General features: G+C 71.3%; 11 protein-coding genes. All 11 read right to left on the reverse strand.

Annotated elements, in window-relative coordinates; genetic code table 11:
* Positions 1-340: 340 nt before the first annotated feature.
* The 11 genes from tyrS to ACWXWW_RS00055 all read right to left on the reverse strand — a co-directional run bounded on the left by tyrS (position 341) and on the right by ACWXWW_RS00055 (position 14,125).
* Complete coding sequence (gene tyrS / locus ACWXWW_RS00005) at positions 341-1,645, reverse strand: tyrosine--tRNA ligase (protein WP_282980050.1); 1,305 nt, start codon at positions 1,643-1,645, stop codon at positions 341-343.
* 33 nt (positions 1,646-1,678) lie between these two features.
* On the reverse strand, positions 1,679-3,109 hold the full coding sequence (gene argH, locus ACWXWW_RS00010) for an argininosuccinate lyase (RefSeq protein ID WP_282980049.1): 1,431 nt from the start codon (positions 3,107-3,109) through the stop codon (positions 1,679-1,681).
* Positions 3,110-3,184: 75 nt separating this feature from the next.
* Positions 3,185-4,321: a heparan-alpha-glucosaminide N-acetyltransferase domain-containing protein gene (locus tag ACWXWW_RS00015; RefSeq protein ID WP_455968109.1), complete on the reverse strand. Its 1,137-nt coding sequence runs from the start codon at positions 4,319-4,321 to the stop codon at positions 3,185-3,187.
* Positions 4,297-5,223 (reverse strand): ornithine carbamoyltransferase, encoded by a 927-nt coding sequence (gene argF, locus ACWXWW_RS00020; protein WP_271174283.1) that lies wholly within the window; start codon positions 5,221-5,223, stop codon positions 4,297-4,299. Before argF ends, ACWXWW_RS00015 begins: the two co-directional genes overlap by 25 nt.
* Entirely contained in the window at positions 5,220-6,425 is a 1,206-nt protein-coding gene (locus ACWXWW_RS00025) for an acetylornithine transaminase (protein ID WP_455968111.1), read from the reverse strand. Before ACWXWW_RS00025 ends, argF begins: the two co-directional genes overlap by 4 nt.
* The gene (argB, locus tag ACWXWW_RS00030) at positions 6,422-7,327 is read right to left on the reverse strand and encodes an acetylglutamate kinase (RefSeq protein ID WP_271174281.1); all 906 of its coding nucleotides are present in this window, start codon (positions 7,325-7,327) and stop codon (positions 6,422-6,424) included. The genes ACWXWW_RS00025 and argB overlap by 4 nt, the downstream gene beginning before the upstream one ends.
* Positions 7,324-8,481 (reverse strand): bifunctional glutamate N-acetyltransferase/amino-acid acetyltransferase ArgJ, encoded by a 1,158-nt coding sequence (gene argJ / locus ACWXWW_RS00035; protein ID WP_324011915.1) that lies wholly within the window; start codon positions 8,479-8,481, stop codon positions 7,324-7,326. The genes argB and argJ overlap by 4 nt, the downstream gene beginning before the upstream one ends.
* Entirely contained in the window at positions 8,478-9,524 is a 1,047-nt protein-coding gene (gene argC, locus ACWXWW_RS00040; protein WP_455968112.1) for an N-acetyl-gamma-glutamyl-phosphate reductase, read from the reverse strand. The genes argJ and argC overlap by 4 nt, the downstream gene beginning before the upstream one ends.
* Before the next feature lie 602 nt (positions 9,525-10,126).
* Positions 10,127-12,619, reverse strand: coding sequence for a phenylalanine--tRNA ligase subunit beta (gene pheT / locus ACWXWW_RS00045; RefSeq protein WP_455968113.1), 2,493 nt, complete (start codon positions 12,617-12,619; stop codon positions 10,127-10,129).
* Positions 12,619-13,659, reverse strand: coding sequence for a phenylalanine--tRNA ligase subunit alpha (pheS, locus tag ACWXWW_RS00050; RefSeq protein WP_271174276.1), 1,041 nt, complete (start codon positions 13,657-13,659; stop codon positions 12,619-12,621). The genes pheT and pheS overlap by 1 nt, the downstream gene beginning before the upstream one ends.
* A complete protein-coding gene (locus ACWXWW_RS00055; RefSeq protein WP_455968114.1) occupies positions 13,652-14,125 on the reverse strand; it encodes a winged helix-turn-helix transcriptional regulator in 474 nt (157 codons plus the stop codon). Before ACWXWW_RS00055 ends, pheS begins: the two co-directional genes overlap by 8 nt.
* Positions 14,126-14,180 lie beyond the last annotated feature (55 nt).

Genomic DNA, 14,180 nt, shown 5'->3' on the forward strand with positions numbered 1-14,180 from the left:
ACAAGTGCACGCTGTTGAGTTCTCAAGGATCAGACGCACCCAGCCCCACGACTCCCGCCGCGGCCCTCCGGGGCAACCATCCACCCCCAGCACCAGCAAGACCACAGCCTCACCAGAACCAGGGATTGTGTTGTACGTCGCAGACCTGGGGCGGGGAACCTTCCGGCTCAACCTCACCGCTTGGCGGCGACAAGGGAATACATTACGCCGAACCCCCACCCCCAGCAAACCCACCCACCACCCGGGCGTGTCGCAACCCGGAAGCACGGCAATCCGGTCCCTGTTGCGCCGAAGGGCGCGCCTCCTCACGGAGACGCGCCCTTCGGCGGAACGCTGGATGTCAGGCGTCGATGAAGACGCCGGCGAGCGCCTTCTTGCCGCGCCGCAGCACCGAGACGCCGCCCGGGAGCGTTCCGTTCACCGTCGCCTCATCGGAGTCGACCTTCGCGCCGTCCACGGAGACGCCGCCCTGTGAGATCGCGCGACGCGCCTCCGATACCGACGAAACGAGCCCCGTCTCCACGAGCGCCTGGGTGACGGGCGTGCCCGCGGCCAGCGTCGCGTGGGGCAGTTCACGGAGCGCGGAGGCGAGGGTGCCCGCGTCGAGAGCACCGAGATCTCCCTTTCCGAACAGAGCCTCCGACGCGTCGATGGCCGCAGCGGTCGCCTCTGCCCCGTGCACGGCGGTCGTCACCTCGAGCGCGAGCCTCTTCTGCGCCGCACGGCGGAACGGCTCGCTCTCCACGAGAGCTGCGTACTCCTCGATCTCGGCCCGCGTGAGGAACGTGAAGACCTTCAGGCGCTCGACCACGTCGGCGTCATGGGTGTTGAGCCAGAACTGGTAGAACGCGTACGGACTGCACATCTCCGGATCGAGCCAGATCGCGTTGCCCTCGCTCTTGCCGAACTTCGTGCCGTCGCTGTTCGTGATCAGCGGGGTGCCGAAGGCGTGGACCGACCGTCCCTCGACGCGGTGGATGAGGTCCGTGCCGCTCGTGAGATTGCCCCACTGGTCGCTGCCGCCCGTCTGCAGAACGCAGTCGTAGCGGCGGTAGAGCTCGAGGAAGTCCATCCCCTGGAGGATCTGGTAGCTGAACTCCGTGTAGCTGATGCCGGCTTCGGAGTTCAGGCGCGCGGTCACCGCGTCCTTCTTGATCATCGTGCCGACGCGGTAGTGCTTGCCGATGTCGCGGAGGAAGTCGATCGCCGACATCGGCGCCGTCCAGTCGAGGTTGTTCACCATCCGAGCGGCGTTTTCGCCGTCGAAGCTGAGGAACCGCTCGATCTGGGCGCGCAGCTGCGCGACCCACTCGGCGACCGTCTCCTTCGTCTGCATGACGCGCTCGGCGGTCGGGCGGGGGTCCCCGATGAGGCCGGTCGCCCCGCCCACGAGACCGAGCGGCCGGTGGCCGGCGAGCTGCATGCGACGCATCGTGAGAAGCTGCACAAGATGCCCGAGGTGAAGGCTCGGCGCGGTCGGGTCGAACCCGCAGTAATACACGATCGACTCACCCGCGAGCAGCTCGCGAAGAGCGTCCTGGTCGGTCGACACGTGCACGAGGCCGCGCCAGACGAGCTCATCCCAGATGGTCTCGAAAGAGGGATCGTTCGCCTGCACGGCAACGGAGGTTGCGGGTACAGTCATGCGCTCCAGCCTAGGGCTTCCCGGGGCCCGTCCTCACAAGCCGAGCGCGTGCGCGACGGCCTGCGTCCGTGCGACGAGCTCCGCGCGCTGCTCGGCCACCCGCTCGGGAGCGGTGCCGCCGACGCCGGCGCGCGATGCAACCGATCCCTCGATCGACAGCACCTCCCGCACGGCGGGCGTGAGGTGCTCGGACACCGCGGCGAGGAGCTCGTCCGTCGCGTCCTCCAGGCCGATCCCCCGCTCCTCGCAGGCGCGCACGAGCGCGCCCGAGATCTCATGGGCGTCGCGGAACGGGACCCGCTGCGTGACGAGCCACTCGGCGACATCCGTCGCGAGCGAGAATCCCTGGGGCGCGAGCGAGGCCATCCGCTCGGTGTCGAAGCGCAGTGTGGCGACCATCCCTGTGAAGGCGGGAAGAAGCACCTCGAGAGTCGCGACGGAGTCGAACACCGGCTCCTTGTCCTCCTGCAGATCACGGTTGTACGCGAGGGGCAGCGCCTTGAGCGTCGCGAGCAGGCCGGAGAGATTGCCGATCAGGCGTCCCGACTTGCCGCGCGCGAGCTCGGCGATGTCGGGGTTCTTCTTCTGCGGCATGATGCTCGAGCCCGTCGAGTACCCGTCGTCGAGCGTCACGAAGCCGAACTCGCGGGTGTTCCAGAGGATGATCTCCTCGGCCATGCGCGACAGGTCGATGCCGATCTGCGCCGCGATGTAGGCGAACTCGGCGACGACGTCGCGCGCGGCCGTGCCGTCCATGGAGTTCTCGGCCGGCCGATCGAGGCCGAGTTCGCGGGCGACGAGCGCGGGATCGAGACCGAGGGTCGACCCGGCGAGCGCCCCTCCCCCGTACGGCGACACGCCCGCGCGGGCGCGCCAGTCGCGGAGCCGCTCGAGGTCGCGCACGAGCGGCCATCCGTGTGCCTGGAGGTGATGCGCGAGGAGCACGGGCTGGGCGTGCTGGAGGTGCGTGCGGCCCGGCAGGATGGCCGACGGGTGTGCGTCGGCCTGCGCCACGAGCGCGTCGATGAGCTGGACGAGCTCGCGCGCGATCACACCCGCGTGATCGATGAGGAACAGGCGGATGAGCGTCGCGATCTGGTCGTTGCGGCTCCGGCCAGCGCGCAGTCGGCCGCCGAGCTCGGCGCCCACCTCCTCGAGGAGCGCCGTCTCGAGGGCGCCGTGCACATCCTCATCCGCATCGCGCGGACGCAGACGACCACTTCGCACGCCCTCGGCGAGAGCGTCGAGCCCGGCGTGCATGCGCGCCGCCTCGTCGGCGGTGAGGTAGCCGGCGGCTTCGAGGGCCGCTGCGTGCGCGTGCGATCCGCGGATGTCGTAGAGCGCGAGCTGCCAGTCGAAGTGCGTCGATCGGCTCAGCGCCTGCAGCTCGGGGCTCGGCCCCCCTGCGAAGCGTCCGCCCCAGAGGGCTCCCTCGTTCGTCCCACGCGTCTCGCCTGTGCTCACCCGTCCAGCGTACTGAAGCGCCAGGACCCGCTCCGACCACCGTCCATGTCTCGCCCGCCGCGGGAAAGCCCGTACCTATCCAGCCGGTAGTGAGACACCTCGACGGGACGTGGGCACGATCGTGCGGGCGAGCCAGGCGATGCCGGCCTCGAGCGGGCCGCGCCCGACGAGCAGCGACCACAGGCTGCAGCCGACGATCGTCGCGACGGTCAGGGGCCAGAACGGCTCGGTCGCACGGAACGCCACGAGATCCGACCCGAACTGCAGCACGGTGGGCTCGGGCTGCAGCAGCGCCCACGCGACGAGCTGCGCCGCGTATGCCGTGAGCGGCATCGAGCCCATCGCCCGCAGGGGCCACGCGAGCCAGCGGAGCGGTGTCCGGCACGCGAGGAGGCATACGCCGATGACCGCGACGGCGAACCCGCCGGATCCGACCGCCTCGGCGACTCCGCTCGAGTGCGCCGCGTCATCGAGCACGTGCGCCCACACGCTCTCGGGTTCGGCGAGCGACCTCCAGCGGCCCAGCACCCCGTACCCGATGACGGCCGCGGCCGCGCCGCCGAGGACGAGCGCGAACGCCGTCCGCGGCCGACCGAGGCGGAGGCGTCCGATGGCGAGCCCCGCCGCGACGAAGGCGAACCAGAGCGCGAACGGATAGTGCCATCCGGTCAGCTGCGCGATGAGCTCGCCGGAGAGCGATTCCCACCCTGCCCATCCGTCGATGGCCCACACCGCGAACGGCGCGATCAGCGCGACCGCGACGGCGATCGCGAGCAGCAACGCGGGGCGCATCCGCAGCACCGGGAGCGCGAGGAGGAACAGGATGCCGTATGCCGGCAGGATCACGAGCACGGGCGTGTCGAGTGCGACCAGGAGCAGGCCGATCACCCAGATCGCGATCGCCCGCACGACGATCCGGCCGCGCGCGACCGCCATCCGCTCGCCGTCGACCGGGGTCGACCCGCCCGTGACGAGCGCGAGCGAGACGCCGGCGAGCGTCGCGAAGAGGATGGACGAGCGGCCGTTGACGACGTCGATCCAGGTCGCGGGGTCGGCCCAGGCGAAGGGCGACGTGTCGAGCAGGTGGGCGGCGAACATGCCGATCACCGCGAGGCCGCGCGCGAGGTCGATGCCGGGCGCGCGACCGGACCCGTCCAGCCGAGCCAGACGGGTCCGGATCCAGCCGGTCAGTCCGCCTGGCGCAGCAGCCAAACGAGGAGGGCCTTCTGCGCGTGCAGGCGGTTCTCCGCCTCGTCCCAGATGACGCTCTGCGGGCCGTCGATGACCTCGGCGTCGACCTCGTAGCCGCGATCGGCGGGGAGGCAGTGGATGAAGATCGCCTTGTCGTCGGCGAGCCCCATGAGCTCGGGCGTCACCTTGTACGCGCCGAGGTCGCGCAGGCGGGCGAGCTTCTCCTCCTCCTTGCCCATCGAGACCCAGGTGTCGGTCACGACGACGTCGGCACCGGCGGCCGCCTCGAGCGGATCGGTGAAGAGGGTGAGCGAGCCGCCGGTCTCGATGCCGATGCGGTCGGCGTCCATCACGATGTCCTCGCGGGGCGCGTAGTCGATGGGCGATGCGATCCGCACGTGCATGCCGGCCATCACGCCCGCCAGCGCGTACGAGTGCGCCATGTTGCTGCGGCCGTCTCCGAAGAACGACAGCGTGAGCCCGCGCAGCTCGCCCTTGTGCTCGCGCACGGTGAGCAGGTCGGCCAGCAGCTGGCACGGATGGAAGTCGTCGCTGAGAGCGTTGACGACGGGCACCCGCGTGCCCTTCGCCATCTCCTCGAGGCCCTGCTGCGCGTAGGTGCGCCACACGATCGCGGCGACCTGGCGCTCCAGCACGCGCGCCGTGTCGGCGGGCGTCTCCTTGCCGCCGAGCTGGCTGTTCGCGGTCGAGATGATGAGCGGCGTGCCGCCGAGGTCGGCGATGCCGACGGCGAACGAGACGCGCGTGCGAGTCGACGACTTGTCGAAGATGACCGCCACGGTCTTCGGGCCGGCCAGGGACTTGTCGGCCCAGCGGTCCTTCTTGAGCTCGGCCGCGAGCTCGAGGATCTCGGCCTGCTCGGCCGGCGTGATGTCGTCGTCGCGCAGGAAGTGGCGGGTCATGCGTGGGTCTCCGTCGGGGTCGGGATGGTCGCGGCGACGGCCGAGAGAGCCTCGCCGAACAGGGTGAGGAACTCCTCGATCTCCGCATCGCCGATCGTGTAGGCGGGAGCGATGCGGATGACGTCCGCATCGGGGGCGTTGACGATGAGGCCGCGCTCATGGGCGGCCGCGCGCACCTCCGCCGCAACCGGCGCGGTCAGCGTGATGCCGATGAGGAGGCCCTCGCCGCGCGCGCCCGAGACGAGCGGGAGCTCGGCGACGGCCGTGCGCAGCTGAGCGCCGCGCGCGGTCACGTTCTCGAGCAGCCCTTCGCTCTCGATGTAGCCGAGCACGGCGTTCGCGACCGCGCTGGCGAGCGGGTTGCCGCCGAACGTCGAGTTGTGGGTGCCGGGATAGAACAGGTCGCTCGCTGCGCCGAAGGTGATGAGGGCGCCGAGGGGGAATCCCGCGCCGATGCTCTTCGCGAGCGTCACGGCATCGGGGACGATCCCCTCGCGCTGGAAGGCGAACCACTCCCCCGTGCGGCCCGAGCCGGTCTGTACCTCGTCGAGGACGAGGAGCGCGCCGCGCTCGGTCGCGAGCTCGCGAGCCCTCGCGAGGAAGCCATCGGGCATCGGGACGACGCCGGCCTCGCCCTGGATCGGCTCGACGAAGAGCGCCGCGATCGAGTCGTCGAAAGCCGCCTCGAGCGCCTCGAGCGTGGCATCGATCGAGCGCACGCCCGGCAGGACGGGCTCGAACGGCTCGCGGTACGCGGCCTTGGGTGTGATCGAGAGCGCCCCCATGGTGCGGCCGTGGAACGCGCCGTTGAGCACGAGGATGGTCGACTTGCCGGTCTTCCCGCCATGCAGGCGGGCGAGCTTGATCGCCATCTCGTTCGCCTCGGTGCCCGAGTTCGAGAGGAACACCCGTCCGTCGTCGCCGGTGCCGGCCAGACGCTTCAGGCGGGCGGCGAGCTCGAGCTGCGCGGGGCTCGCGAAGTAGTTCGAGATGTGCGCGAGCGTCGCCGCCTGCTTCGACACGGCCTCCACGAACACGGGGTGCGCGTGGCCGAGGCAGTTGACGGCGATCCCGCCCAGGAAGTCGAGGTAGCGGCGGTCGTCCGCGTCCCAGACATGCGAGCCCTCACCCCGGGTGAGGAGCGCGAGGCGCCCGCCCAGGCTCATGAGATCCCGCGATGCGTCGTCCTGCCAGGTGCTCATCCGACCACCACCTCCGTTCCGATTCCCTTGCTGGTGAAGAGCTCGACGAGCACCGAGTGCGGCACGCGCCCGTCGATGATGGCGGCCGTCGGCACTCCGCCGTCGACCGCGTCGAGGCATGCCTGCATCTTCGGGATCATGCCCGACTCGAGCTTCGGCAGCATCTCGCGCAGCTCGTCGGCCTTGATGTGCGACACGAGCGAGTCGCGGTTCGGCCAGTCGGCGTACAAGCCGGGCACATCGGTGAGGACCACGAGCTTCCGCGCGCCGAGCGCCACCGCGAGCGCGGATGCCGCGGCATCCGCGTTGATGTTGAGCGTGTGACCGGGGTGGTCGAGGTCGGGCGCGACACCCGCGACGACCGGAATGCGGTCGGCCTCGAGCTGGTCGATCACGGGAGTCGGGTCGACGCGGACGACGTCGCCCACCCGGCCGAGGCTCTCCTCGACCCCGTCGATGACGACGCCGCGGCGCCGGCCGCCGAAGAGCCCGGCGTCCTCGCCCGAGACGCCCACCGCGAACGGGCCGTGCGAGTTGATCTTGGCGACGAGCTGGGGGTTGATCTGGCCGGTGAGCACCATCCGGACGACCGAGATCGCCTCGGTGCTCGTGACGCGGTAGCCGCCCTTGAACTCGCTCGGGATCGCGAGGCGGTCGAGCATGCTCGAGATCTGCGGCCCGCCGCCGTGCACGACGACGGGCTTGATGCCCACGTAGCGGAGATACGCGATGTCGGCCGCGAACGCGTCCTGGAGCTCCTCCGAGATCATCGCATTGCCGCCGTACTTCACGACGACGATCTGATCGCGGTACTCCTTGAGCCACGGAAGCGACTCGATGAGGGTGGCCGCCTTGAACTCGGCTTCCTCGGGGCTGGTGTCCTGCAGGTCGATCGGTGTCATGAGGAGTACGCGCTGTTCTCGTGGACGTAGTCGTGCGTGAGGTCGTTCGTGAGGATGGTCGCGGTCGCCTCTCCCGCGTGCAGGTCGATGAGCACGTGCGTGTCGCGCGGTGCGAGATCGACCTCCTCGCGGGGGCGGTCCGGGCCGCCCGCGCTGCACACGCGGACGCCGTTCATCGAGACGTCGACCTGGTAGGGGTCGAACTCCGCGGAGGTCGTGCCGATCGCCGCCAGCACGCGGCCCCAGTTCGGGTCGTTGCCGAAGATGGCGGCCTTGAAGAGGTTGTTGCGCGCGACCGAGCGACCCACCTCGACCGCGTCCTGCTCGCTCGCGGCCCCGACGACCTCGATCGCGATCGCATGGCTGGCGCCCTCGGCGTCAGCCTGCAGCTGCCGCGCGAGGTCGGAGCAGACCGCGGCGAGCGCGCTCGCGAACTCGTCCGGGTCGGGGGTCACGCCCGAGGCCCCGCTCACGAGGAGCGTGACCTGGTCGTTCGTCGACATGCATCCGTCGGAGTCGAGCCGGTCGAAGCTGACGTTCGTCGCGGAGCGGAGGTGCGCGTCGGCGGCCGCCGCGTCGAGCACGGCGTCGGTCGTGAGCACGACGAGCATCGTCGCGAGCCCGGGAGCGAGCATCCCCGCGCCCTTCGCCATCCCTCCGATCGACCATCCGCCGCCGCGATGCACCGCGGTCTTGGGAACCGTGTCGGTCGTCATGATCGCGCGTGCCGCGTCGTCTCCGCCGTCGGCGCTGAGGGAGGCGATCGCCTTCGCGGTGCCGTCGAGCACCTTCGCGCGGAACACCTCGTCGCCCGTGCCGATGAGGCCGGTCGAGCAGACCTGGATGCCGACGGCTCCGACGCCGAGGAGCTCCGCCGCGCGCTCCGCGGTCTGGTGCGTCGTCTGGAAGCCGAACGCGCCCGTGAAGCAGTTGGCGCCGCCCGAGTTCAGCACGACCGCCTCGATCACGCCGCCCTTGATCGCCTCCTGCGACCACAGGATCGGGTTCGCCTTCGCCCGGTTCGAGGTGAACACGGCGGCGCCGGCCTTGAGCGGCCCGCGGTTGACGACGACCGCGACGTCGGGCTTGCCCGTCGACTTGAGCCCTGCGGCGACTCCGGCCGCCTCGAATCCTGCGGGTGCGGTCACGCTCACGGCGCCACTCCGTTCACGGTGAGAGCGCGGCCCTCCGGCAGGCCGAGCGCGATGTTCATGGACTGGATCGCGGCGCCCGCCGTCCCCTTTGCGAGGTTGTCGACGGCGGTCACGACGACGACCCGGCCGGCCGCGCGGTCGATCGCGAGGCCGATGAGGGCCGTGTTCGCGCCGAGGACGTCGGCCGTGCGCGGCACCTGTCCTTCGGGCAGGAGCTGCACGAAGGTCTCGCCCGCGTACGCCTGCTCCCACGCGTCGCGGATCTGCGCGTCGGTCGCGCCGTCCGCGATGCGCGCGGTCGAGGTCGCGAGGATGCCGCGGGCCATCGGCACGATCACGGGGGTGAAGGAGATGCGGATGTCGCCGATCGCGCCCGCGGCACGGAGCGCCTGCCGGATCTCGGGGATGTGGCGGTGCGTTCCCCCCACCGCGTACGGGTTCGCCGTTCCGAGGAGCTCAGCGCCGAGAAGATGCGTCTTGAGGCTCTTGCCCGCGCCCGAGGGACCGACCGCCAGGACGCTCACGATGTCGGACGGGTCGATGACGCCCGCGGCGACGCCGGGCGCGAGGCTGAGGCTCACGGTCGACGCGTTGCACCCGGGCGCCGCGACCCGGGTGGCCCCGACGAGACGCTCGCGCTGCTTCGCGCCGCCGACCGGAAGCTCGGGGACGCCGTACGCCCAGGGCTCGTGGAAGGCACCGCCGTAGAACGCGTCCCAGTCCCCCTCGTCGACGAGACGGTGATCGGCACCGCAGTCGATGACGAGCGCGGCGTCGCCGAGCGCGTCGGTGTACTGGCCGGACTGGCCGTGCGGGAGCGCGAGGAAGACGACATCGTGACCCGCGAGGATCTCCGGCGTCGTGTCCTGGAGGGTGAGGTGCGCGAGCGAGCGGAGGTGCGGCTGATGCTGGATGAGCGGCTGGCCGGCGTTCGAGTGCGCGGTGACCGTGCGGATCTCGACGTCCGGATGTTCGGCGAGCAGACGGAGGAGCTCTCCGCCGGCGTAGCCCGAAGCGCCGGAGACGGCGACCGAATACGACATGACTTCTACCTTATTGTCCGTGGGCGGGGGCCGGAGACGGCGACACCGGCCGACGGACCGCGCGCAGGCGCAGTGTCTCGCGGTGTCGCCTAGATTCGGCGGCCGCTGCGACGTCGGGGCGCGACGAGCGCGCTCGGAGCGAGCGTGCGCGAGGTCGCGGGCGAGGTCATGCCGACGACAGTACCACGGAGCGGATGGTCGGCTCGTCAGTCAGGCAGGTCGGCGAGCGTGGGCGTCGTCCATGAGGGATCGGGGCGCCAGTCGCGCCACGCGGGGTCGAACGGCCAGTCCCCGGCCGCGAACGACGCGATCCTTGCCGCGTTTCGCGGCGATCGGGGCAGAGTTCGCCGCGTTCTGCGGGAACCTCGTCGGACATCCGCCTCGTTCTGAGGCAACCGGCCGGGCGTTCGCCGCGTTCCGCGGCTGGTCTGGCGATGAACGCGGAACCGCCCGACCGGCGCGTGAGGCCCCGCACGCGCACGCGCGCGTCTCGCGGCCCGGGCCATCCGCGCCCGCGTGCAGACCGCAGCATCGGCGCGCCGCGGCATCCCGGATGCGGCGAGACCCCGCCAGGAGCGGGGTCTCGCCGTGCACGCGCCGTCTCAGTCGCGCAGCTGCGCGCCGAAGCGCTCGCTCGCGACGGCCACTCCGGCGAGCTTCGCGTCGGATGCCTCGGCGGCGGTGAGCGTGCGGTCCGGTGCGCGGAAGCGCAGCGCGAACGTGAGGCTCTTCGACCCCTCGGGAACACCCTGACCGCGGTAGTCGTCCACGAGGCGCAGCGACTCGAGCAGGGAGCCGGCCCCCTCGGCGAGCGCGGCGCGGAGCGAGGCCGCCGGCAGATCGGCCGGGACGATGAGCGAGACGTCCTGCGTCGCGGCGGGGAACGTCGACAGCGACTCGGCGACGACGCGATCGCCCGCGCGATCGAGCACGGCGTCGAGGTCGATCTCGCCGACGGTGACCCGCCCGACGAGGTCGGCCTCGTCGGCGACCTGCGGGAGCAGCTCGCCCGCGTAGCCCACGACGTCGCCGCGCACGGAGAGCAGGCCGGTGCGGCCCGGGTGCAGCGCCGCGCGCTCGCCCTGGACGACGTCGATCTCGACGCCCGCGGCCGCGGCGATCAGCCGGACCGCGTCGAGGGCGACCTCGAGTCCGGCGGCCTCGGCCGCACGACCCGGCTGCTTCGGCGCGATGCTGCCCGCGAGCAGGAACGCGATCCGGCGCGGCTGCTCCGGGATGGAGGCGTCGATCGCGGCGAGCGTGGTCGCATCCGGTCGCACGGCGAGCGGCGGGATGGTGTCGGTCCCGTAGGTCATGCCGGGCTCGGGGAGGAAGACGGTGCCGACCTCGAAGAGCGCCAGATCGGTCAGACCGCGCGCGAGGTTCCGGTGCGCGGTCTGCAGCAGGCCCGGGATGAGCGATCGGCGCAGGTACGGGGCCTGGCCGTCGAGCGCGTTCGCGAGCCGGACGCTCGGCAGGCGCTCTCCCGATGCGGACCCGTGCAGGTCGTTCTGCTCCTGCGTCGTGAACGGGAAGGCGGGAGTCTCCACGAAGCCCGCGGCCGCGAGCGCATTCGCGACGCGGCGGCGCCCCTGCTGCAGGGGCGTGTAGCCGCGTCCCGACGGCGGAGTCGGGAGGATCGACGGGATGCGGTCGAGCCCGTGGATGCGCGCGACCTCCTCCGCGAGCGTCCACTTGTCGGTGAGATCCGGACGCCAGGACGGCGGGATGACCTGCCATCCGCCATCGACGGCGGCCACCTGGGCGCCGATCATCTCGAGGGCGCCCACGATCTCGTCGTCCGTGTAGTCGACGCCCACGATGCCGGGCACGAAGGCCGCGGGGAGCTCGATCCCCTCGGACACCTGCTCGGCGTACAGCGCGCTGCCCAGCTCGTCCGCCGTTCCGCCTGCGAGCTCGACCATGAGGTCGACCGCGCGCTGCGCCGCCGCGTACGGGATGGCCGGGTCGACCCCGCGCTCGAACCGACGCGACGCATCGCTCGACAGCTTGTGCCGGCGCGCCGTGCGCGCGATCGAGACCGCGTCGAACGTCGCGGCCTCGATGAGGACGTTCCTGGTGTCGTCGCCCATCTCGGTCGTCGCGCCGCCCATCACGCCGGCGAGGCCGATCGGGCCCGACTCATCGGCGATGAGGAGGTCCTCCGGGTCGAGCGTGCGCACCTGGCCGTCGAGCGTCTCGAGCTTCTCGCCCGGCTCCGCTCGGCGGACCGTGATGCCGCCCGTGAGCTTGTCGAGGTCGTAGCCGTGGATCGGGTTGCCGAGCTCGAGCATGACGTAGTTGGTGATGTCCACGAGGATGCCGAGCGAGCGCACACCTGCGAGCGACAGCCGCGCGATCATCCACGGCGGCGTCGGCTTCGATGTGTCGACGTCGCGGACGACCCGCGTGACGAACTCCGTCGCGCCCACGCGCCCCCGGATGGGCCGCGTGTCGACGACCGACACCGGGAAGCCCTCGCCCGACGCGACGTCGGCGAGCTCGGCGGGGTCGCGGAACGCCGCGCCGGTGGCGTGCGCGTACTCGCGTGCGATGCCTCGGATCGACAGCGCGTAGCCGCGGTCGGGCGTGACGTTGACGTCGACCGCCGCGTCATCGAGGCCGAGGAGGGCGATCGCGTCGGCGCCGACCTCCGGGTCGAGGCCGAGCTCGACGAGACGGAGGATGCCGTTGTGCTCGTCGCCCAGGCCGAGCTCGCGCGCGGAGGCGATCATGCCATCCGACAGGTGACCGTAGGTCTTGCGGGCCGCGATCGGGAAGGGTCCGGGCAGGACGGCGCCGGGCAGCGTCGCGACGATCTTGTCGCCGGGGAAGAAGTTGCTCGCGCCGCAGACGATGCCGCGCGGCTCCTCCTCTCCGACGTCGACCTGGCACCAGCGGATCGTCTTGCCGTTCTTCTGCGGCTCCTCCTCGAAGGAGAGCACCCGGCCCACGACGATCGGGCCGGTCAGGTCGAAGCGGACGACATCCTCCTCCTCGAACCCGACGCGCACGAGCGCAGCGAGGACGTCCTCGGGGGTCGCCTCCTGCGGAAGATCGACGTACTCACGCAGCCACGAAAGCGGGACGCGCATCACACCACCATCCCGAACTGCTCGCTGAAGCGCACATCGCCCTCTGCCATGTCGCGCATGTCCTTCACGTCGCTGCGGAACATGAGCGTGCGCTCGATGCCCATGCCGAACGCGAACCCGCTGTAGACCTCCGGATCGATCCCCGCCGCGCGGAGCACGTTGGGGTTGATCATGCCGCAGCCGCCCCACTCGATCCAGCGCGCGCCGCCCTTGAAGGTCGGGTGCCAGAGGTCGAGCTCGGCCGACGGCTCGGTGAACGGGAAGTAGTTGGTGCGCAGGCGGGTCTTCGCCTCCGCGCCGAACAGCTGCCGTGCGACGTGGTCGAGGGTGCCCTTGAGGTGGGCCATCGTGATGCCCTTGTCGACGACCAGGCCCTCGAACTGCGTGAAGACAGGCAGATGCGTCGCGTCGAACTCGTCGGTGCGGTACACGCGGCCGGGGCAGATGACGTAGACCGGCAGGTCCCGCTCGAGCATCGAGCGCACCTGGACGGGGCTCGTGTGCGTGCGCATGACGAGATGGCGCTCGACCGGGTCCACGAAGAACGTGTCCTGCATCTGGCGCGCGGGGTGGTCCTCGTCGAAGTTCAGGGCGTCGAAGTTGAACCACTCGTGCTCGAGCTCGGGTCCCTCCGCGATCTCCCATCCCATGCCGACGAAGATGTCGCCGATCTGCTCCTGCAGGAGCGAGAGCGGATGGCGCGCGCCGGTGCGCGTGCGGCTCGCGACGGCCGTGATGTCGACCCGCTCCGCCTCGAGCCGGGCGGCCAGCTCGGCCTGCGCGAGCTCCTCCTCGCGCGCGGCCAGGGCCTGCGTCACTCGTCCGCGTGCCTGCCCGACGAGCTTGCCGAACTCGGCCTTCTGCTCCTTCGGCACGCTGCGCATCTGCGCGTTGAAGGCGGCCAGGGGCGACCCCTCCCCCGCATGCGCTGCGCGGGCGGCTTTCAGGGCCGCGGTGTCGGGGGCCGCGGCGATCGCGGCGAGCGCGGCCGCGACGGCTGCTTCGACCCCTTCGGGCGTGATCTCGGGAGCATCAGACACGAGAGTCGAGTCTAGTCGGCCGGTCGCCGTGCTCCGCCGCGCTCAGCGCGCGGGCGAGGGCGCGGGGTGTGCCCGGCGATCGGCGCATCCGCGCCGCGAGCTCCTCGTCCTCCACGCTGTCGAAGGCCGCTCGAGCGGCCTCGACCGCAGGCAGCGCCGCGGTGGTCCAGCGGTAGAGCGCGTCGATGAGGTCCTGCAGCGTTCTGCCCAGGGCGCTGATGCGGTACTCCACCGCGACCGGCCGCGTGCTCAGCACGACACGGTCGACCATGCCGTTGCGCTCCATGCGGCGCAGAGCAGTCGTGAGCGACTTCTGGGTGATCGCGGGGATCGCCTGGCGCAGCTCGCTGAAGCGCCGCGGTCGCTCGCAGAGCGTGTCGAGAATCCGCAGCGACCACTTGTCGAGGAGCTGGTCGAGGAGATCGCGGTGCTCTTCGGCGAGTCGGAGCGGGTCGGTATCCGGCATGAAACCTCGTCTCGTTGAAGTGCCTTCTCGGCGGTGAGTACACAGGAGATCCCTG

The organism is Microbacterium sp. KNMS, from assembly GCF_053851835.1.

Coding starts and splice junctions, on each gene's coding strand:
- tyrS (WP_282980050.1), bottom strand. CDS start 1,645: ATGACTGTACCCGCAACCTCCGTTGCCGTGCAGGCGAACGATCCCTCT.
- argF (WP_271174283.1), bottom strand. CDS start 5,223: ATGACCCGCCACTTCCTGCGCGACGACGACATCACGCCGGCCGAGCAG.
- ACWXWW_RS00025 (WP_455968111.1), bottom strand. CDS start 6,425: ATGAGCACCTGGCAGGACGACGCATCGCGGGATCTCATGAGCCTGGGC.
- argB (WP_271174281.1), bottom strand. CDS start 7,327: ATGACACCGATCGACCTGCAGGACACCAGCCCCGAGGAAGCCGAGTTC.
- argC (WP_455968112.1), bottom strand. CDS start 9,524: ATGTCGTATTCGGTCGCCGTCTCCGGCGCTTCGGGCTACGCCGGCGGA.
- pheT (WP_455968113.1), bottom strand. CDS start 12,619: ATGCGCGTCCCGCTTTCGTGGCTGCGTGAGTACGTCGATCTTCCGCAG.
- ACWXWW_RS00055 (WP_455968114.1), bottom strand. CDS start 14,125: ATGCCGGATACCGACCCGCTCCGACTCGCCGAAGAGCACCGCGATCTC.